The sequence below is a fragment of the Acinetobacter sp. AG3 genome, from assembly GCF_022343575.1.
GTDB lineage: Bacteria > Pseudomonadota > Gammaproteobacteria > Pseudomonadales > Moraxellaceae > Acinetobacter > Acinetobacter guillouiae.
Genome location: NZ_JAKQZD010000001.1, coordinates 2,579,726 through 2,598,955 on the forward strand (window position 1 = coordinate 2,579,726; position 19,230 = coordinate 2,598,955).

Genomic DNA, 19,230 nt, shown 5'->3' on the forward strand with positions numbered 1-19,230 from the left:
TTTAGTTCTTAATGATTTTATTGATCGATCATAATCACATGCTTAATTAATTAGGCATGTGATTTTTCGAAGTGAAGCTTGTATAGTCCATCTTTAAGACTTGATGCTTTGATGAAATTAGTGATTTAAAAATACTCTACTTATAATTTAACAATCACATGCTTGAGCATCTGAATAAAAAAGCGAGATACTACAAAAAATTAAACCTTGTATGTCATTTATGCCTTCAATCAAAAAACTTTTCCTACTCTCTAGCTTAATTGTAGCAACTCAAGCCTTCGCCTTACCTCAAGACTCACGTCGTGCAGGTGGCATAGCGGTTATTCCTGTTGCTAAAACTGTGTTAAATGTCACTTACCAAGATAAACCTGTCTTGATCGTGGATGGTGAAAATGCAGTAAATCATATTGTTTTTGGTATTCCGCTTTCAGCACCACTGGGTACACTGCAATTACAAAGCTCTACAGGCCCAATTAATATTGAAGTGAAGCCATTTAAATATGCTGAGCAACGCCTCAATGTAAAAAATCAGGATTACGTCAATCCAAATCAGGAACAACTTGATCGTTATAGCCAAGAAGCGAAAGAACAAAACAGTGTTTACAGCTCATTTAGCCCTGCACAATGGAAAGACTTTCCCAAATTTATCCGTCCTACAGCAGGAAAATTTAGTAATTCATTTGGTCGTAAACGTTTTTTTAATGGTGAAGAACGTGCTCCACATTCTGGTTTAGATATCCCTGCCCCCATCGGACAAAAAGTGATTGCGCCAGCTGCGGGAACGGTCGTTGCGACAGGCAATTATTTCTTTAATGGAAATACCGTCATGATTGATCACGGACAAGGTCTGATCAGTATGTTTTGTCACCTCAGTAAAATCAATGTAGAAAAAGGGCAAATCTTGAAACAAGGAGATTTATTGGGATTGGTGGGTAAAACAGGACGAGTAACAGGCCCACATTTACACTGGGGAATGAGCTTAAATAATGCCAGAGTTGACCCACAATTATTTTTATCACCTTAATTTAGCAAGAAAAATGCGAAGAAACCTTTGAACACTTGTTTCAAAAATGCTTTTTTTGAACAAATACACATTTTGTAATAATTTATTTTTTTTAATTTTGATCGAATAAGTCACCAACTTAAGCAGCCAAAACACGTTAAAAAAAAGCCAATCTTTTGATTGGCTTTTTTAAAATTAATTCCGTTATTCCGCGGAAATAATTTCAAAATCATGGGTGATTTCAACACCACCATCGGACAGCATTTTACTTGCTGAGCAATACTTTTCGGCTGATAATTCAACAGCTTTAGCTACTTGCTTCTCTTTTACATCATGCCCTGTTACCACAAAATGTAAATGTATCTTCGTGAATACAGCTGGAATCGTGTCTGCGCGATCCGCTTTGAGCTGACAAACAACATTTGTTACATTTTGCCTAGATTTCTTTAAAATGGTCACAATATCGAATGAAGCACACCCACCAAGTCCCATTAATATGAGTTCCATAGGACGTGGTCCACGGTTTTCACCACCATATTCAGCAGAACCATCCATCACAATTTGATGACCACTTTCTGATTTTGCTTCGAAAGCAACATTCTCTAACCAATGAACGCTAGTTTGCATTGCAACTACCTAAAAAAAGCTATAAATTTACGGGGTACCTGTACACTAGCATAAAATGAGTTGATAAGGAATTTCATCTCTACTGCTTCTACGTGACGAGTTCAATTTAGATCAACAGATCTAGTTATTATCCAATTCGGAATTTTTAAGCATGTCTTCTAATTTTGCACAACTTAGTACAGATGCTTTGTCTCCTGGTCAACTACCTGAGTCAGTCAAAGCTTTGCTCAAAAGAGCCCACATCAATCGTTTTCCAAAACGCTCAACGATTATTGATGCAGGTTCAGAGTCAAAATCACTGTATTTAATTTTAAAAGGTTCAGTTTCAATTATTTTACGTGAAGATGATGAGCGTGAAATTGTTGTTGCATATTTGAACCCTGGGGACTTTTTCGGGGAAATGGGATTATTTGAGCAAAATCCACAACGTACTGCGGAAGTAAGAACCCGTGACGTATGTGAAATTGCTGAAATTTCATATGATAATTTCCACGAAATTAGTAAACAATATCCTGACTTAAGTTATGCAGTATTTGCACAACTTGTTCGTCGTTTAAAGAATACAACACGCAAAGTAACTGACCTTGCATTTATTGATGTATCTGGTCGTATTGCACGTTGTTTAATTGATCTTTCAGCACAGCCTGAAGCGATGATCTTGCCAAACGGCCGTCAAATCCGCATTACTCGCCAAGAAATTGGTCGTATCGTGGGTTGTTCCCGTGAAATGGTTGGTCGTGTTCTAAAAACACTTGAAGAACAAGGCATGATCGAAACCGACGGTAAAGCCATCCTTATATTTGATGTATCTTTGGAAGAATCTAATTTTTCTGAAGACGAACTAAGCACAGATGATGAATAAAGCTTGAGAACAAATTTGAGAATTTAATTCCTTAAAGAATTATGTTGAATGGGATAAATATCAAATATTGTCAAAAAGTTAAAATATAGTTTAAAAGCAAACTCCCGAGTTTGCTTTTTTCATGTTGCGATAAATACACAGAGAATTACTGTGAGCTGGTCTCATGACCATGTTATAAAACAAGACCAAGCTAAAATGAGCATTTTATAAAAGAATCAGATAACTTTATCTTATTTTGATAATTAAAAACATTCTTTCACTTAGTTATCAAATTTAAATTACGTTATTATTCTCATAAGATACTGAATATTAATTTTGAAGGACATAAAATGAAGTCAAATCGTTTAGGGCATTCTGATCTTGTGGTCCCTGAAATTTGTTTAGGTACCATGACCTTTGGTGAACAAAATAATCAGAATGAAGCATTTGAACAACTTGCTTATGCACTCGATCAAAATATTCATTTCTGGGATACTGCTGAAATGTATCCCGTACCCCCTAAACCAGAGACACAGGGGTCGACTGAAAGCATCATTGGGAATTGGATTGCTCAAAACGGTCAGCGTGACAAACTTATCATTGCCACAAAAATTGCAGGCCCCCAACAAGGTGGCAGTCAAATTCGTGATGGGCATACCAAGTTTATATAAGCAGAGATCAGTAGTGCTATTGATAGCTCGCTCAAGCGCTTACAAACAGACTATATAGACCTTTATCAACTGCATTGGCCACAACGCCCTGTTAACTTCTTTGGCACGCTGGGCTACAGCAATCAACTCGCAGCACGTACACAAGAGATTACCCCGCTTGCTGAAACCTTAGAAGCACTCTCAAAAGAAGTGAAAAAAGGACGTATTCGTCATATTGGCTTATCCAATGAGACGCCTTGGGGTACCTTAAAATTTTTACATTTAGCTGAACAATTGGGCTTAGAAAAAATCGTGAGTGTACAAAACCCTTATAGTTTACTTAATCGTACTTATGAAATTGGGATGTCTGAGATCGCACAACACGAGGGCGTCGGCTTACTTGCTTACTCACCGTTGGCCTTTGGTTACTTAACAGGAAAGTATCGCCACGGCGCACGCCCTGAAAAAGGACGTATTACGCTTTTTTCTCGCTTTAGCCGCTATAGCAATCCACAAAGTGATTGGGCAACTGAACAATATGCACAGCTTGCAGAAAAGCATGGTTTAAGCCTTACCCAATTGGCTTTGGCATTTATTAAACAACAATTTTTTGTGAGTAGTACCATTATTGGTGCGACTACGCTCGACCAACTAAAAGAGAATATTCAGGCCTTTGATCACCAATTGTCTGAAGAAATCTTATCGGAAATAGATGCAATTCATCAGCAGCAGCCAAACCCTGCACCTTAAGCACTGGTTTTAAAACACGTGTTGTTCTACATTGTTTTCAATAAAAAAAGGATGCATAAGCATCCTTTTCTATTCGATAGGTTTTATCAAAAAACTTATCTTCCGCCTCGTGCAGTATAAACTGCCATTGCAGCAGGTAAATTCTTTTTCATTGCATTGATACGATTGACATCAGATGGATGTGTTGACAGTAATGCAGAACCTTTTCCTCCACCCTGTTTCGCCATTTTTTCCCACAAGGTAATTGCCGCTTGAGGATTATAGCCAGCTTTCGCCATCATCATTAAGCCGCCCTCATCTGCACGACTTTCTAAACTACGTGAGTATGGTAAGCCTACCCCGACTTGGCTTCCCAAATCGAGCGCTGCATTACCTAATTCACCAATTTGGCTGCCTGCATAAGATTTACCAATACCAACTGCAAGATTGGTCAACGCTTGCGCACCTAATTTTTGTTTAGAATGTTCCTCTAAAGCATGGGTCATTTCGTGGCCCATCACCGCAGCAACTTCAGCTTCAGATAAATTCAGTCGATTTACAATCCCTGTGTAAAAAACCACTTTACCGCCGGGTGCAACATAAGCATTGATTTCATCTGACTTAAGTACTGCCAATTGCCAGTCAAATCTTTGACCCGTTTGGTTCATTTGATCAGCAAAAGGTTTTAATCGAATAAATGCTGCATTCACTTTTTTATAAGTTGCAGAAGTTGTATCTAGAGTCTTATTCAAACGTGCTTCTTGCACTGTTTTATTAAAGCCTTGTGTTGCATTTAAATTAAGCGTTGCAGAATCAGCACCTGCCATATCCGCGATAGTTGAGCACCCTGAAATTGAAATGACAGTCGCCGCACAAAGACTAAGCATTAATTTATTGTTCATTATAATCAACTCCATGGAGAACAAATAAAAGCATTGTGGATTATATGCAAATGTTACATAAGGATAAATCAATAAAATCCATTAATTCATATTAATTATGTAAGTGAAATATCACAAAAATTGAATTGCCAACCAATATATGAGACAAATTACATTCAGCGTCAAATATATGTTTTTCAATGGAATAATCTTTTGTTCTAAATATTGATCATTTCTTTTGATAAACAAAAATGCATTCTGGATCAAAATAATAGGAACCAGTACGCATGCAACCATCACACTCAGACCAAGCAATGCATTATTGATGATATTCAGATCATTGGTTTGAGCCTGAATAATCAGCATTGCGATCGTTGGAGCACCGCCCATAGCAAAAATCAGAGAATAAAATATCGTGCTCGATATATTCTTTTGCATCCTACAAACTCAATGTGTATCTAAAAATACATTTTAACAAGCTAAACTTGAAAACCTAGTCTAATTGATATCGACTTTAGTCTTTTTTAGCTGTAAATAAAAAGCCCGATTTACATCGGGCTTAGCGTTCTACAATCAAATTACTTTTTAATCACAGATTGATAGATTTGCTTTGCTTCAACCATGTTTTTGTTTAAATCTGAAATACGGTCGTTATTTGATGGGTGTGTTGAAGTGAACTTCTGTACCCCATTATTACTACCACCATCGATCTTGTTCATTTTTTGCCAAACACTGATTGCCGCTTCAGGATTATAGCCAGCTTTCGCCATAAGCATTAATCCACCACGGTCAGCAGATGACTCTAAACTACGTGAATATGGCAAACCTACACCATATTTACTTCCGATATCTAAAGCTTGAGTGCCGACTGAGCCCAATTTGTCGCCTGCATAAGTTTTGCCCATTTTCACAGCAAAGTCTGTAATTGCAGTTGCGCCAGCACCACGTTTAGAATGCTCTTCTAAGGCATGGGTCATTTCATGTCCCATAATGGCAGCAATTTCAGCATCAGTCAGTTTCAATTGATTGACAATACCTGTAAAGAACACAACCTTACCACCAGGCATGACAAATGCATTGAGTTCATTGGATTTAAGCACGCTCAATTGCCAGTCAAATTTTTGACCCGTTTGATTTGCTTGATCAGCAAAAGGTTTCATCTTTAAGAAAACAGCATTGACTCGTTTATATGTTGCAGATGTTGTATCAAGTGCTTTTTGTGCCTTTGCATCTTCAACAAGAAGTTTATAATCTGCTGCTGCATTGAGGTTTAAAGTCGCAGAATCATTACCCGTTAATTCAGCAACAGTGGTACACCCTGTTAAGCCTATAGCCAACCCTAAGCCAAGTAATAGTTTCTTGTTAATCATTATTTTCACCAAATTTCATAGATCTTATTGCAAGCTTCAAAACGAAGCTCAGCTCTTAGCGGCTGAATTATGTTGTATTTTACAAAAAAAATCAAAATATAATCACACTTTATTTAAAACACCTAAAAAGAATAACAAAAAAAGCTCCCGAAGGAGCTTTTTAAAGATTGAATCAATTAAGCATCAAATGGATGACGCATCACAATTGTTTCATCACGATCTGGACCTGTTGAAATGATGTCGATAGGACATTCAATCAACTGTTCAATACGTTTTACATAGTTAATTGCGTTTTGTGGCAATTGATCCAATGATTTCGCACCAAACGTAGACTCAGACCAACCAGGCATAGTTTCATAAATTGGTTTTAATGTTTCAAATGCAAGCGCATCTGTAGAACCCACACAACCTGAATCCGCAGCTTCATAACCGATACAGATTTTTACTTCTTCCAAACCATCTAAAACATCAAGTTTAGTTAAGCAAATACCTGATAATGAGTTTACATCTACAGAACGACGTAAGATTTCAGCATCAAACCAACCACAACGACGCTGACGACCAGTCGACGCACCGAATTCTGAACCCACAGTACCCAAATGTTTACCAACTGCATCGCCAACATCATTGGCAGCATCATAAACAAGCTCAGTTGGGAATGGACCCGCACCTACACGAGTTGTATAGGCTTTGGTGATTCCCAAAACATAGTCAAGATGCAATGGACCAAGACCTGAACCAGAACTTACCCCACCAGCGGTAGTGTTCGATGAAGTTACATACGGATATGTACCATGATCGACATCAAGAAGTGAGCCTTGCGCACCTTCAAACATGATGTTTGCACCATCTTTACGATAGTCATGCAATGTTGTAATCACATCTAAAACTAATGGCTTAACCACTTCGCGCCATTGATCACAAAGTGCCAACACATCTTCAACTTTAACTGCTTCAACACCGAAGAATTGAGTCAATTGGAAGTTATGGTATTCAAGAAGCTCTTCAAGCTGTGCTTTAAGATGTTCGCCACCACGAACTAAATCCGCAACACGGATCGCACGACGCGCTACTTTATCTTCATAAGCAGGACCAATACCACGACCTGTTGTACCGATTTTGGCATTACCACGTTTCTTCTCACGCGCTTGATCAAGTGCAATATGGTGAGGAAGAATCAACGGACAGTTTGGAGAAATACGCAGACGTTCACGAACGGGTACGCCTTCTTTCTCAAGAATATCCATCTCTTTGATCAATGCTTCAGGTGAAAGTACAACACCATTGCCAATTAAGCAAAGTACGTTTTCACGTAAAATACCTGATGGAATGAGGTGAAGAACTGTTTTCTTACCACCAACGACGAGCGTATGCCCTGCGTTATGTCCGCCTTGATAACGTACTACCGCAGCTGCTTGATCTGTGAGCAGGTCAACGATTTTACCTTTACCTTCGTCGCCCCATTGGGTACCGAGTACCACAACACTTTTGCCCATAATAGCCTCATTACATCATGCTGTTAAAATAGAAAACCAAATCGAATGACATGAACATTCAATCTGATACTTAAATTGTTTCAATTTTCCACTCACCAGCAACATTCACCATCTGGTGGGTTGCATTTGGAACTGAGTTTAAATCGTCATTACCCAATAACTGAATTACACTTAAACCTTGTTGACGTGCTACGGCAATCGCATCCAGCAAAGTGGATTCGGTACCTTTCGGTGCAACCACTTTTTCAATCTGTTGACGTTGACCCGCACTTAAGGAATACAAGTCACAAGAAAAGCCTGTTGCAGGACGTGCGCGTCCAAAGTGTTCACCAATACCATCATAACGACCACCTTGTGCCAACGGTGCAGCACGATTTGGTGCATACACGGCATACATTAACCCAGTGTGGTAATGGTACGAACGAAGCTCTACAACATCGATACCAATATTGAGTTTTGGCCAACGTGCTTGAATTTCTGTATATGTTGTTTTAAGTACCTCAAAAGCATTTTTAAATGCTTCATCAGCAAAAATCTCTGCGCTAATATTCGCTTGCAATGCATCCAGATCACTTGCATAACGACCTAAAGCATAAAAATCAGAACCGAATTCTAAATCTTGAGTGAATTCAGCAAGTTCTGGTAGTGCTTTGCGCTGATACAAATCAGATAAGTGGCTTTCTGTTGATTTGTTTAAACCCACATGTTTTACCAGACTTCTAAACAGTCCTACATGCCCTAAATCAAGATGGATACCATCAGCTAAACCCGCAGTATTAAGCAGATTGAGCATCACGTCGATCATTTCAACGTCTGCGTCAATACTGTCTGAACCAAATAACTCTGCACCTAACTGAAGTGGTGCACGCGTGGTATTAAAACCTTGTGGTTTAGTATGAAGTACAGTTCCTGCATAGCAGTAACGCGCCACACCTTGTACTTGATGTACATGGGCATCAATACGAGCCACTTGTGGTGTCATATCGGCACGCACACCAAGTAAACGACCTGAAAGTTGGTCGATGACTTTAAAAGTGGCTAAGTCTAAATCTTGATTCGATTCGGAGAGAGAAGAAAGAGATTCGATGTATTCGATGAATGGCGTATACACCAGTTGATAACCTCGTGATGCGAGGAAATCTAAAGCTTCACGGCGCAATTTTTCAATTACTTGCGCTTGCTCTGGTAATACATCAGCTACACCATCAGGTAATAACCATGTCTCTGAAATGGGCATGTTGTAAACCTAAATCCTGTCAGCGCGGAAGTAATCCGCATAAAAAAATCGGGAACACACCCGATTTCTGTTATTTTAGCACGATCATCTGCGCCATGCATTAATAAAATAACTTTTGATGCCTAGATAATTTGACGACCTATGCATAATTTAGGCAAAAAACCATCTATTACACACTATCCCACTTCAATTCTTTGTATTTATTTAACTTTTCACACAAGTGTTGATTGCTATTTGCGTTGTTGAAAATATAATTTATTCGTTTAGAAAAACAGCATCTATTTAAAGCAACTGAAATACTAAAAACTGGGGAAGTATGGAACTACATAGCAACTTATATTACACGCATCCAAATACGGAAATCATGCAAAAGCTAGGCCGTTTATTTCAAGAGCATCGCGGTGAACAAGACAAATTTATTGCTGTTGCAGTTGAGCTAAATTCACAATTGGGGCAAGAACTTGCAGAAGATCTTTTAAATACAGTTGACAATATTGAGTTTGATTTGGGTCCTGAAACATTACACACCATTGCAGGCTATTCAGTTGCCCATTTTGTGCATGGTTCTTCGGGTGATGAGTTTATCGAAGCAATCCTACTTTTCTTAAAAGCATTACTCCCTGAAATTCACACACTGGCTTGGGGTTGTGGAGATGATGACCCGTGGGAATTTTGGTTTAAATTTGAAGGCGATGAATTGATTCGTGAAGATGATGAACCTTTCAATGATCCTGAACAAGATGAAGAAATAAAATCCTCCATTTATACATGGTGGCATACAGGCTTACCTGAAAAAATCAAAGAAGGTTTCTTAAACCAAGCATAAATTTTTATTCAGATTTAAAGGGAAGTACAAAATCGAATCGCTGTACTTCCCTGTTATTTTGACTCTTTCAGCTATTTTAAATAGTCCTCGATACTGACCACTTGTGAAAACATTTGAAAGGCTGACAAACAGGCTGTTTGTACATCTTCTGCTTCAACTGTTCTGCCTGAATAGCTCAATTGACGCGTCGCTGTAGCGTCTGCAATGATCGTCGGTTGATAAGCAAATTCTGCCGCTGCACGTGACGTCGCATCAACACACATATGCGTCATCATGCCACTAATCACTAATTTATCAACATTCAGTCGCTCTAATTCTGCTTTTAAAGTGGTTTGAAAAAAGCTATTGGGATAATGTTTTTCAATCACAATTGAATCGGTCTTAACACGTAAACCCGAATGTAGTGCTACACCCTGCGTTCCTGCTTCAAAAAATGTAGCATTGGGTTGATTGGCAATATGCTGAATATAAATAATCGGCTGCTCACGCTTTATAAATAGATCTTCCAATCGATTGATATGTTTTAAAGCCTGTTCCGCACAGAACAACTCCATCTTCCCTTGAGGAAAATAATCGTTTTGTACATCTATCACTAATAATGCTGTTTGACTCATGGTGTTTCCCTAACCCTTGTGTTGATGTTTTTATAAGATTAATCAAAACAACTGGCGATTTGCAGTCACTCATGAAAGAATAATCGATTAGAAACTTTCAAACTGAAAATTTGTTCAATTCACTATGTTGCCAAATGACCCAATTGACCTCAAAATTTTAAAAATACTAAAAACTGATTCTCGCTTAAGCAATAAAGAGATCGGAAAATTAGTACACCGTACAGGGCAAGCTGTAGGAAGTCGCATTGCGCGAATGCAAGATGAAGGAACGATTCAGAAATATACGATTACGCTACAGCATCAATCTACACAATTTATACGTGTGATGATGCAGAATAATGAATTTGAACAGTTTGAAGCATTTATCGCTCAATTTGAGTCAATTGAAAGTTGCTATAAAGTCTGTGGTTCCGCTTGCTATATGCTGGTTGCGCATTTTGATAGTCATGCAATCAATTTATTTATCGACCAACTCTCTGAATGGGGACAATATTCAGTGGATAGTGTCGTACGAGCAATTGAAACTCAGCATTAATTTTATACCCAAATCCATATCATGTAAGAATAACAAATGAAATCTTCAGAAAAAACATTACGCGAACATAGTAAATTTCTAAGTTTAGTACTTCGACATCAACCAGAAACCATTGCAATCCAACTCGATTCCGAAGGCTGGACGGATGTACATATCCTTTTGCAGCAAATGATCAAACACAAAAGACCGCTTAAACTCGTAGAGTTGATTGAGGTCGTTGAAAGCAGTGATAAAAAACGTTTCCAACTTTCACCTGATCAAAACAAAATCCGCGCAGTACAAGGTCACTCTAGTGCTCAGGTTCAACGTGAGTATGTTGCTATTACGCCACCCGATACACTTTTTCATGGCACAGCAACTCGCTTTGTCGACAGTATTTTAGAAAAAGGCTTAATTTCAGGTGAACGTCATCACGTACATTTATCTGCTGATTTAGTCACAGCCCAGAAAGTGGGACAACGACATGGCAAAGTCATCATTTTCATATTAGACACCAAACAGATGCACCAAGATGGTTTCCAATTTTATTGTGCTGAAAATGGGGTTTGGTTGACTGAACAAGTGCCGATAAAATATTTAAAATTATTCGAAAGCGAATCAAAAAAACTAATCCAGTGGTAAGGCTGTGGTCTGTTTAATCTTCTGTAAAGGGATTTCAGTTTTGACATTCTGGATCCCTGGAATTTTATTTAAATGATTAATTTGGAATTTACGATATGCCTCTAAATCAGAAACCACAATACGTAAGAAAAAATCACAATCTCCTGCCATAAGTTGACATTCAACAATTTCAGAAATATTCATAATGCTTTCGATAAATCGATTGACCGCTTGTTCATCCTGACTCTTTAACCAAATTCGTGCAAAGACTGTCAAACTAAGATCTACTTTGTGTGGATTGACCAATGCAACATATTGGTCAATGATCCCCTCATCCTCCAGTTGCTTTACTCGTCTTAAACAAGGTGAAGCGGATAAACCGATCTGTTCTGCCAATTCATTATTTTGTAGTTTTCCATTACGTTGTAATGCACACAGAATACGCCGATCTATCTGATCCAATTTCATAAAATTATTTCTAGCAGATAAAACTAAAAAATAACATATTCCAGCAATAATATTGCAAAAATTATTTTACAGGCAGCAAGTTTAGCGAAATATAGCGAATCATTTGGCATAAAATAAAAATCACCTTGTTTTAGCGACCATTGAGCGACTCATGTTAAGTTTTAAGAACACTACGACTGAACTGACCTATTCAATTGAATTTAGAGAGTTTGTACGTGGGCTTAAAACCTCTATTCCAATGCTACTGGGTATTATCCCTTTTGCACTGGTTTTAGGAACACAAGCAGCGCAAAAAGGATTTTCTGCCTTAGAAGTTCCATTGTTAACAGGACTCAATTTTGCTGGTGGTTCTGAGTTCGCCATTATTGAAGTTTGGACGCAGCCTCCTCAATTGTTGTTTTTAATTCTGATCACTTTTCTGGTCAACAGTCGCCATATTTTAATGGGTGCAAGTTTAGCACCCTATATTCGACATTTGCCCAATCGTAAAGCCCTTCCATTATTATTTTTTATGTGTGATGAAAGTTGGGCCCTTAGCATTACGGATGCACACAAACAAAACCCTCGAAATCCCTATGCAGGATTTAGTGTGTTTTTTTATATCGGCCTTTGTTTTGCGTTATATGTCATGTGGGTGGTTTTTACCACGATGGGAGTCGGCATTGGCTCTTTTCTTGGCGATGTCACAAAGTTTGGTTTTGACATGGCATTCCCCGCAGTTTTTCTGGTGCTTTTACGCGGAATGTGGAAAGGCTTTAAACCCGCACTGCCTTGGTTGATTAGTCTGATCGCGGCCGCACTGGCCTACTATTATCTACCCAAAGGCTGGTATGTATTGATTGGTTCTATTTCAGGAATTATCGCTGCTTTTTTACTGATTGGAGATGAAGAATGATTCATATGACGACATTCATCGCCATTGTTTGTGTGGGATTAACAACCTATTTAACTCGAATCTTAGGTTATTTGCTGTTAAAAAATAAACACCTCAGCAAAAGAACCACGCGAATTTTACAGGTGATCCCCGGCTGTGTTTTGATATCAGTGATTGCACCCTACTTTGTTACGGATCAACCAGCCAACTTGATTGCAATTATCATCACACTGTTCGCAGCTTGTTATTTTTCATTATTGCCCACTGTACTGATCAGTATCATTGCAACAGGGATCTTGAGATACTTTATGCTTTAAACGTTCTCAATAGCCTGTCACTCCTGACTTGATGCAATTCAAAGCCTCAATTAAGGTTTTGAATTTTGCTGTAATATTTTAATTAATTCAGCGTTTTGAAACTCAACTTGAGTCAAACGTGTTGAGGTATTGTCTAAAACTTGCTGCTGTACATGCATTTTTTTAGCCAAATCTTGCATAATTTGTAAGGCCTGTTTGAGATGTTGCTCTTGTGCATGGATCTGTTGCTCATGATTCTGCACATGCTTAAGCCATTCAAGGTTTTCTTTCTTTAACTTTCCCATTTGCCAAATCACAAACATCATGGCCAGATAAAGAATCACAATAACCAAATATATATAAAACATCATTCACCCCCAACAAAACACGTCAATCTTCGTCTTGATTAAACTCAAGTCATTAAAGTTATTTTAAAGTGATAAATATTAGATTAATAAAATGATTCACACAAATCTAACAAGCGATTTGCATAGCCCCATTCGTTATCGTACCAAGCAAACACTTTCGCCTGTTGCCCCACGACCATGGTTTGATTCAGATCAACAATCAGTGAATAAGGTGAATGATTAAAATCACTTGAAACCAATTGCTCATCTGTGACAGACATAATTTCAGCATAATCATATTTTGCAGCTTGAATTAAGATTTGGTTAATTAAATGAGCTGTTACAGACGCTTTAGCAATAAATGTTAAATCAATGGCGGCAACATTAATTGTTGGTACACGTATTGAAAAACCATCAATACGGTTTTCCATTTTGGGCATGACTTGTTTTAATGCACCCAAAGCAGAAGATGTAGTTGGAATAATATTTTGTCCTGAAGCACGTGCGCGGCGTAAATCTCGATGTGCATGATCCAATACAGATTGATCCGCAGTGACCGCATGGATTTCAGTCATTAATGCACTGTCAATTCCAAATGCATCATCAATAATTTTGACCAAAGGAACTAAAGCCTGTGTGGTACATGACACACCCGAAATAATTTGATCACTAGCTTTAACATCATGATGATTTACCCCATAAACAATGGCAGCATCAACAGTATCAAAAGGTGCTGCACCGATAATCACGCGTTTTGCACCTGCTGTTATATGCTGCGTTGCCGCAGCTCTTGATCGAAACAGCCCTGTACATTCTAAAACAACATCAATATTTAAATCTTTCCAAGGCAATAATTCAGGATTGGCTTGTCTTAAAATTTGCACTTTCAGTTTAATTTGTCGTGCGTCAATCGACATATAAAGCTGTCCATGTTCTTGTACGATATTCACTGCACCGTCAAAGCGACCATGGGTAGTATCGTATTTAAATAAATGAACCAGCGTTTCAACATCTGCAATATCGTTAATGGCAACAATTTCAAAATGGAAGTTTTTCGGATTTTCAAACCAAGCGCGTAATACATTCCGTCCAATTCGCCCGAATCCGTTTATTGCCACACGTTGCATCAGATGTCCTTTTACAGCCAAACTACTTTATGCGCTATATGTTATAAGATTTAGCGTGACTACTGTTAGAATATGCTTTATTTAGTCATAAAAATTTCTCAAAAATAATTTTTTGATTCAGCTAGGATAAAAATAAATGTATCCATCCATTAAAAATATTTTTAAACTAAATCAATTATTTTATCTTTACTACATGATTTTACTAGCCTTTCTATACACACAACCAACACATGCACAAAATCTCTATTCAAACTGCTCAGAAACACTGACTCAACAACTCATTCAAAAATTCAACTTAAACACACAACAAAATTTAGATGCACGTTATCCTGTATTCCAAACCTGCTTAACGATCAGTAAACACCAACAGATTATTGCAATCAGCAATCCTGTTGCTATGCAATCTGACTTTGCGGATTATGATTTAAATTTATATTTGATCGATACCGCATCTTCAAAAATTTTAAATCATTATACTTATCCGAAAACCGTCTCTTCAGATGCCAGTCAGTTTGAAAATTTAAAATTTGATATCAATCCTTACTCTAAAACTCCCCGTACTCATGTTATTGGATTGGCCTTAACCTATGGGCATTTAGGTAGAATTGACTATACAATACGTGAAATAAAGTTATTCAAAATCAGCAATCAACGAATGCTATTGGTTTTAGATAAATTTAGGACGAATTACTCAGCTGGCGAAAGACCATCTCTATGTGAAAATAATGCACAAACTGAGACTCAAATTTTACTTCACCCCTTAAAACAGCAAAGTCATGGTTTAGCAGATATTCAATTAACGGAAAAAACTGAACGTATAACGCTTGATGAGAAAAACTGTAAAACACACCGTATCGTCAAAAAACAAAACCATATTATGAAATTCGATGGGAAAAAATATCGTTTTGAACATCTTAGTTTTTTAGACTTTGGAATTTGATTAAATTTTGCAATAAAAAAGGTTAGATCATGAAAACATTACAAATTGTATTCAACACTGCATTGCTTTTGATTGCTGGAAATAGTTTTGCAGCACCTTATCAAACTTGCTCAGAACAATTACAAGATTCTTTAATTCAAAAATTTAAACTAACCAACCCACGTTTTGCCAATACTGAAGCCAAAACATATCAAAGCTGTATCCATTTAGACAATCAACAAAAAATTCAGTTGATTGCCATTAGCCAACCGATTGCTTATAAATCTTATGATGAAATGGAACATGATCTAAATTTATACTTAATTGACTCTTCTCAGCATAAAATTCTGCAAAAGTATAAAGCACCAGAAACTTTTTACTCAGATGCAGATCATTATGATGGAGCAAAACTCCATACGACCCGTTTTTCAACATTAACTGATATTGATGTCGTGGGTATTGAAACTTCATCGTCGCATCAAGGTGGTTTCACTTATAGTCACAGTAATTTAACTTTATTTAAAGTTAATCCTAGACAACCCATCAAAGAAATTGGCGGTATCAGTATGAATGATAGCGGCGATGAACGAATTGGAAACTGTCCAGAGAATAGTAATTCAGAGGTCAGAAGTATTCTCATTTTATCAAATAAAACGACACATGGCTTACAGGACATGATTTTAAAAGAAACCAAAAACCAGACCAAAACCAACTATAAAACCTGCACTTCGGTGAAAAAACAATATAAGCAACAACAAACGCTTAAATTTAATGGTCAAGTATATAAATTTCAGCATCATAACTTTTTAAGTATTGATCCTTTTTAAGCAAGCTTAAATCCGATAATGGCAATGTGGCTATGTTTTAAATTTATACAACCAAAATTTACCCCAGACGAAAGTTGAAAATGTATAGAAATACCAATAATTCACCTTAAAATCATTGGTGGACACTACATTTTCCGTTATACTTTGGCGTTTTTAAAAATAAGCCCGTGTGGTGACTGAGCGCCAAAATCAGACTCAGCAACACACTTTTAGCCAATACGAAAATTAAGGAGTGACTTGGTTGTGAGTACTCGTTTTATGACAACTGCTGAAATACGTGAAGCATTTTTGCGCTACTTTGAATCGCAAGGACATACACGTGTCGCGTCAAGTTCACTTGTACCTGCCAATGACCCTACTCTGCTTTTTACCAACGCAGGGATGAACCAGTTTAAAGACTGTTTCCTTGGATTAGAAAAACGTGACTATGTTCGTGCAACGACGTCGCAAAAATGTGTCCGTGCAGGCGGTAAGCACAACGACTTAGATAATGTCGGTTATACAGCACGTCACCATACATTCTTTGAAATGTTAGGTAACTTCTCTTTTGGTGATTATTTTAAGCGTGACGCGATTCGTTTTGCTTGGGATTTCCTTACTGGTGAAGAATGGTTAGCACTCCCTAAAGATAAATTATATGCCACTGTTTATCATACAGATGATGAAGCGTTTGACATTTGGAACAAAGAAATTGGCTTAGCTGCAGATCGTATTATCCGTATTGGTGACAATAAAGGCGAAAAATACGCTTCTGATAACTTCTGGGCAATGGGTGATACTGGCCCATGTGGTCCTTGTTCTGAAATTTTCTTTGACCATGGCGATCATATTTGGGGTGGCTTACCGGGCACACCAGAAGAAGATGGCGACCGTTTTATTGAAATCTGGAACAACGTTTTCATGCAGTTTAACCGTACTGCTGATGGCGTACTGCATAATCTTCCTGCACCATCTGTAGATACAGGCATGGGCTTGGAACGTATTTCTGCTGTTTTACAACATGTCAATTCAAACTATGAAATTGACCTGTTCCAAGACCTATTAAAGTCTGCTGCTGAAATTATTGGTGTTGATACATCTGAAGCGGTTGCAACTGCACAAGCAAACAATAAACCTATTGAATACCCTGCTTCACTTAAAGTGGTCGCAGACCATGCACGCTCATGCTGCTTCCTGATCGCAGATGGCGTTAACCCTTCAAATGAAGGTCGTGGTTATGTATTGCGTCGTATTATTCGTCGCGCAGTACGTCATGGTAATAAAATGGGCGCAACGGGTACATTCTTCTACAAGATGTTGCAACCATTAATCGATGCTATGGGCACTGCTTATCCTGAGCTTGAACAACGTCGTAATGTGATTGAAGCAGCTTTGATTCGTGAAGAAGAATTGTTTGCCAAAACGCTTGAACAAGGTTTAAAACTGCTTGAAGGTGAATTAGCCAACCTCAAAGGTAAAACCATTCCAGGCGAAACCGTCTTTAAACTTTACGACACTTATGGCTTCCCTGCTGATTTAACCGCAGATATCGCACGTGAACGCGAACTGGAAATTGACGAAGCTGGTTTTGAAGTTGAAATGGCAGCACAACGTCAACGTGCACGCGATGCAGGCAAGTTTGCTGTTGACTATAACAGCATTGTGAAAGTAGATAGCGAAACTCAGTTTGATGGCTATGAAGCAACTCAAGGTCAAGGTCAAATTATTGCGATCTATAAAGATGGCGTACAAGTTGATGAAGTCGTTGAAGGCGATGAAGCACTAATCGTATTGAACCAAACACCGTTCTATGCAGAAAGCGGTGGTCAGATTGGTGATACAGGTCTGTTCAAAAACGATACTGGTATTTTTGAAGTTCAAGATACTAAAAAATCTGGTGGCGCTTTTGTCCATCAAGGTATCGTGACAATGGGAAGCCTAAAAGCGACTCAAAATGTTGAAGCAATTGTAAAAGCAGATCTTCGTGAAGCAACTGCACGCAACCACTCTGCAACTCACCTTTTACATGCTGCTCTACGTCAAGTATTGGGCGAGCACGTACAACAAAAAGGTTCTTTGGTCGCTTCTGACATTTTACGTTTTGACTTTGCCAATGACCAACCGGTGACATTTGAACAAATTCAACAGGTTGAACGTATTGTAAACCGCGAAGTAATTGCAAACACCGCCGTTTCTACTGAACTTTTAGACATTGATGCTGCAAAAGAAAAAGGCGCAATGATGTTGTTCGGTGAAAAATATGGTGATGAAGTTCGTGTACTTTCTATGGGTTCAATCCAAGATGAGAAAAATTTCTCTATCGAACTTTGTGGTGGTATCCATGTAAAACGTACTGGCGATATTGGTCTGTTTAAAATCACCTCTGAAAGTGGTGTTGCAGCAGGTGTTCGTCGTATTGAAGCTGTTACGGGTACCAAAGCGCTTGAAATCGTTCAAAAATTTGATGCAGACATTTTGCATATCAACGATTTATTAAAAGCACAGAAAGATCAAACTGTTGAAAAAGTTCAATCAACGCTAGAAACAGCACATCAATTGCAAAAACAAATTGAGCAATTGAATCAAAAATTGGCGAATTTCCAAGCCTCTGATTTAATCAGTCAAGTGACGGAAATTGCGGGTCGCCAAACACTTATTGCCACAGTTCAAGGACAAGATGCGAAGTCTGTTCGTCATCTTCATGACAGTGTCAAATCAAAATTAGATAATGCAGTGATTGTGCTTGCGGCTGTAGAAGGTGACAAAGTTAGTCTTATCGCATCTGTAGCTAAAGATTTCACTGCAAATCTAAAAGCGGGTGACATCATCAAACACTTAGCAACTGAGCTTGGTGGTAAAGGTGGTGGTAAACCTGACTTAGCACAAGGTGGCGCGCCACTAAACGAGAAGTTTGAACAAGTGATGGCAGATTTAACTGCTTGGCTTGCTCAAAAATAATACTTCACCTTTTGTGTAACTGACCC

General features: G+C 38.1%; 20 protein-coding genes and 1 pseudogene. 11 read left to right on the forward strand and 10 right to left on the reverse strand.

What is annotated here, in order from left to right:
- Nucleotides 1-220 precede the first annotated feature (220 nt).
- Nucleotides 221-1,024: a peptidoglycan DD-metalloendopeptidase family protein gene (locus L3V46_RS12040; protein WP_239045798.1), complete on the forward strand. Its 804-nt coding sequence runs from the start codon at nucleotides 221-223 to the stop codon at nucleotides 1,022-1,024.
- 183 nt (nucleotides 1,025-1,207) lie between these two features.
- Here L3V46_RS12040 and L3V46_RS12045 read toward each other — a convergent pair whose 3' ends face one another.
- Nucleotides 1,208-1,630, reverse strand: coding sequence for an OsmC family protein (locus tag L3V46_RS12045; protein WP_004721138.1), 423 nt, complete (start codon nucleotides 1,628-1,630; stop codon nucleotides 1,208-1,210).
- Nucleotides 1,631-1,781: 151 nt separating this feature from the next.
- Between L3V46_RS12045 and crp the strand changes: the two genes are divergently transcribed.
- Entirely contained in the window at nucleotides 1,782-2,492 is a 711-nt protein-coding gene (crp, locus tag L3V46_RS12050) for a cAMP-activated global transcriptional regulator CRP (protein WP_004721139.1), read from the forward strand.
- A 329-nt stretch (nucleotides 2,493-2,821) separates the two neighbouring features.
- Nucleotides 2,822-3,871, forward strand: a pseudogene (locus L3V46_RS12055) (NADP(H)-dependent aldo-keto reductase).
- Between the two features lie 95 nt (nucleotides 3,872-3,966).
- Here the strand turns inward: L3V46_RS12055 and L3V46_RS12060 are convergent.
- The 5 genes from L3V46_RS12060 to L3V46_RS12080 all read right to left on the reverse strand — a co-directional run bounded on the left by L3V46_RS12060 (nucleotide 3,967) and on the right by L3V46_RS12080 (nucleotide 8,834).
- A complete protein-coding gene (locus L3V46_RS12060) occupies nucleotides 3,967-4,752 on the reverse strand; it encodes a M48 family metallopeptidase (RefSeq protein WP_239045799.1) in 786 nt (261 codons plus the stop codon).
- A 111-nt stretch (nucleotides 4,753-4,863) separates the two neighbouring features.
- Nucleotides 4,864-5,169 (reverse strand): hypothetical protein, encoded by a 306-nt coding sequence (locus L3V46_RS12065; RefSeq protein ID WP_239045800.1) that lies wholly within the window; start codon nucleotides 5,167-5,169, stop codon nucleotides 4,864-4,866.
- A 140-nt stretch (nucleotides 5,170-5,309) separates the two neighbouring features.
- Nucleotides 5,310-6,101: a M48 family metallopeptidase gene (locus tag L3V46_RS12070; protein ID WP_004820958.1), complete on the reverse strand. Its 792-nt coding sequence runs from the start codon at nucleotides 6,099-6,101 to the stop codon at nucleotides 5,310-5,312.
- Between the two features lie 176 nt (nucleotides 6,102-6,277).
- Entirely contained in the window at nucleotides 6,278-7,597 is a 1,320-nt protein-coding gene (locus L3V46_RS12075) for an adenylosuccinate synthase (protein WP_004721148.1), read from the reverse strand.
- Nucleotides 7,598-7,667: 70 nt separating this feature from the next.
- Nucleotides 7,668-8,834 (reverse strand): ATP phosphoribosyltransferase regulatory subunit, encoded by a 1,167-nt coding sequence (locus tag L3V46_RS12080; protein WP_004820956.1) that lies wholly within the window; start codon nucleotides 8,832-8,834, stop codon nucleotides 7,668-7,670.
- Nucleotides 8,835-9,150: 316 nt separating this feature from the next.
- On the opposite strand from L3V46_RS12080, the gene L3V46_RS12085 reads away from it, so the two are divergent.
- Nucleotides 9,151-9,660 (forward strand): hypothetical protein, encoded by a 510-nt coding sequence (locus L3V46_RS12085; protein ID WP_239045801.1) that lies wholly within the window; start codon nucleotides 9,151-9,153, stop codon nucleotides 9,658-9,660.
- 71 nt (nucleotides 9,661-9,731) lie between these two features.
- Here the strand turns inward: L3V46_RS12085 and L3V46_RS12090 are convergent, their stop codons facing one another.
- Nucleotides 9,732-10,274 (reverse strand): cysteine hydrolase family protein, encoded by a 543-nt coding sequence (locus L3V46_RS12090; protein WP_151957695.1) that lies wholly within the window; start codon nucleotides 10,272-10,274, stop codon nucleotides 9,732-9,734.
- Nucleotides 10,275-10,398: 124 nt separating this feature from the next.
- On the opposite strand from L3V46_RS12090, the gene L3V46_RS12095 reads away from it, so the two are divergent.
- Both L3V46_RS12095 and L3V46_RS12100 read left to right on the forward strand, forming a co-directional pair.
- A complete protein-coding gene (locus L3V46_RS12095; RefSeq protein WP_239045802.1) occupies nucleotides 10,399-10,809 on the forward strand; it encodes an AsnC family transcriptional regulator in 411 nt (136 codons plus the stop codon).
- Nucleotides 10,810-10,845: 36 nt separating this feature from the next.
- Nucleotides 10,846-11,430 (forward strand): RNA 2'-phosphotransferase, encoded by a 585-nt coding sequence (locus L3V46_RS12100; protein WP_239045803.1) that lies wholly within the window; start codon nucleotides 10,846-10,848, stop codon nucleotides 11,428-11,430.
- Here L3V46_RS12100 and L3V46_RS12105 read toward each other — a convergent pair.
- A complete protein-coding gene (locus L3V46_RS12105) occupies nucleotides 11,416-11,877 on the reverse strand; it encodes an Lrp/AsnC family transcriptional regulator (protein WP_081401519.1) in 462 nt (153 codons plus the stop codon). The two genes, L3V46_RS12100 and L3V46_RS12105, sit on opposite strands and share 15 nt — an antisense overlap.
- Nucleotides 11,878-12,028: 151 nt before the next feature.
- On the opposite strand from L3V46_RS12105, the gene L3V46_RS12110 reads away from it, so the two are divergent.
- Together L3V46_RS12110 and L3V46_RS12115 are read left to right on the forward strand one after the other, a co-directional pair.
- Entirely contained in the window at nucleotides 12,029-12,772 is a 744-nt protein-coding gene (locus L3V46_RS12110; protein ID WP_105712859.1) for an AzlC family ABC transporter permease, read from the forward strand.
- Nucleotides 12,769-13,068 (forward strand): AzlD family protein, encoded by a 300-nt coding sequence (locus L3V46_RS12115; protein ID WP_004721162.1) that lies wholly within the window; start codon nucleotides 12,769-12,771, stop codon nucleotides 13,066-13,068. The genes L3V46_RS12110 and L3V46_RS12115 overlap by 4 nt, the downstream gene beginning before the upstream one ends.
- Nucleotides 13,069-13,118: 50 nt before the next feature.
- Here L3V46_RS12115 and L3V46_RS12120 read toward each other — a convergent pair whose 3' ends face one another.
- Together L3V46_RS12120 and L3V46_RS12125 are read right to left on the reverse strand one after the other, a co-directional pair.
- Entirely contained in the window at nucleotides 13,119-13,415 is a 297-nt protein-coding gene (locus L3V46_RS12120) for a hypothetical protein (RefSeq protein ID WP_096733926.1), read from the reverse strand.
- Between the two features lie 83 nt (nucleotides 13,416-13,498).
- Nucleotides 13,499-14,521 (reverse strand): type I glyceraldehyde-3-phosphate dehydrogenase, encoded by a 1,023-nt coding sequence (locus L3V46_RS12125; protein ID WP_239045804.1) that lies wholly within the window; start codon nucleotides 14,519-14,521, stop codon nucleotides 13,499-13,501.
- Between the two features lie 136 nt (nucleotides 14,522-14,657).
- Between L3V46_RS12125 and L3V46_RS12130 the strand changes: the two genes are divergently transcribed.
- The 3 genes from L3V46_RS12130 (at nucleotide 14,658) to alaS (ending at nucleotide 19,204) form a co-directional block, all read left to right on the forward strand.
- Nucleotides 14,658-15,461, forward strand: coding sequence for a hypothetical protein (locus L3V46_RS12130; RefSeq protein WP_239045805.1), 804 nt, complete (start codon nucleotides 14,658-14,660; stop codon nucleotides 15,459-15,461).
- 29 nt (nucleotides 15,462-15,490) lie between these two features.
- Complete coding sequence (locus L3V46_RS12135; RefSeq protein ID WP_239045806.1) at nucleotides 15,491-16,267, forward strand: hypothetical protein; 777 nt, start codon at nucleotides 15,491-15,493, stop codon at nucleotides 16,265-16,267.
- A gap of 243 nt (nucleotides 16,268-16,510) precedes the next feature.
- A complete protein-coding gene (alaS, locus tag L3V46_RS12140; protein WP_171500393.1) occupies nucleotides 16,511-19,204 on the forward strand; it encodes an alanine--tRNA ligase in 2,694 nt (897 codons plus the stop codon).
- Nucleotides 19,205-19,230 lie beyond the last annotated feature (26 nt).

Excerpts from the sequence above, each read along its gene's own strand:
- L3V46_RS12040 (WP_239045798.1), top strand. The coding sequence starts at position 221 with ATGCCTTCAATCAAAAAACTTTTCCTACTCTCTAGCTTAATTGTAGCA.
- L3V46_RS12045 (WP_004721138.1), bottom strand. The coding sequence starts at position 1,630 with ATGCAAACTAGCGTTCATTGGTTAGAGAATGTTGCTTTCGAAGCAAAA.
- crp (WP_004721139.1), top strand. The coding sequence starts at position 1,782 with ATGTCTTCTAATTTTGCACAACTTAGTACAGATGCTTTGTCTCCTGGT.
- L3V46_RS12060 (WP_239045799.1), bottom strand. The coding sequence starts at position 4,752 with ATGAACAATAAATTAATGCTTAGTCTTTGTGCGGCGACTGTCATTTCA.
- L3V46_RS12065 (WP_239045800.1), bottom strand. The coding sequence starts at position 5,169 with ATGCAAAAGAATATATCGAGCACGATATTTTATTCTCTGATTTTTGCT.
- L3V46_RS12070 (WP_004820958.1), bottom strand. The coding sequence starts at position 6,101 with ATGATTAACAAGAAACTATTACTTGGCTTAGGGTTGGCTATAGGCTTA.
- L3V46_RS12075 (WP_004721148.1), bottom strand. The coding sequence starts at position 7,597 with ATGGGCAAAAGTGTTGTGGTACTCGGTACCCAATGGGGCGACGAAGGT.
- L3V46_RS12080 (WP_004820956.1), bottom strand. The coding sequence starts at position 8,834 with ATGCCCATTTCAGAGACATGGTTATTACCTGATGGTGTAGCTGATGTA.
- L3V46_RS12085 (WP_239045801.1), top strand. The coding sequence starts at position 9,151 with ATGGAACTACATAGCAACTTATATTACACGCATCCAAATACGGAAATC.
- L3V46_RS12090 (WP_151957695.1), bottom strand. The coding sequence starts at position 10,274 with ATGAGTCAAACAGCATTATTAGTGATAGATGTACAAAACGATTATTTT.
- L3V46_RS12095 (WP_239045802.1), top strand. The coding sequence starts at position 10,399 with ATGTTGCCAAATGACCCAATTGACCTCAAAATTTTAAAAATACTAAAA.
- L3V46_RS12100 (WP_239045803.1), top strand. The coding sequence starts at position 10,846 with ATGAAATCTTCAGAAAAAACATTACGCGAACATAGTAAATTTCTAAGT.
- L3V46_RS12105 (WP_081401519.1), bottom strand. The coding sequence starts at position 11,877 with ATGAAATTGGATCAGATAGATCGGCGTATTCTGTGTGCATTACAACGT.
- L3V46_RS12110 (WP_105712859.1), top strand. The coding sequence starts at position 12,029 with ATGTTAAGTTTTAAGAACACTACGACTGAACTGACCTATTCAATTGAA.
- L3V46_RS12115 (WP_004721162.1), top strand. The coding sequence starts at position 12,769 with ATGATTCATATGACGACATTCATCGCCATTGTTTGTGTGGGATTAACA.
- L3V46_RS12120 (WP_096733926.1), bottom strand. The coding sequence starts at position 13,415 with ATGTTTTATATATATTTGGTTATTGTGATTCTTTATCTGGCCATGATG.
- L3V46_RS12125 (WP_239045804.1), bottom strand. The coding sequence starts at position 14,521 with ATGCAACGTGTGGCAATAAACGGATTCGGGCGAATTGGACGGAATGTA.
- L3V46_RS12130 (WP_239045805.1), top strand. The coding sequence starts at position 14,658 with ATGTATCCATCCATTAAAAATATTTTTAAACTAAATCAATTATTTTAT.
- L3V46_RS12135 (WP_239045806.1), top strand. The coding sequence starts at position 15,491 with ATGAAAACATTACAAATTGTATTCAACACTGCATTGCTTTTGATTGCT.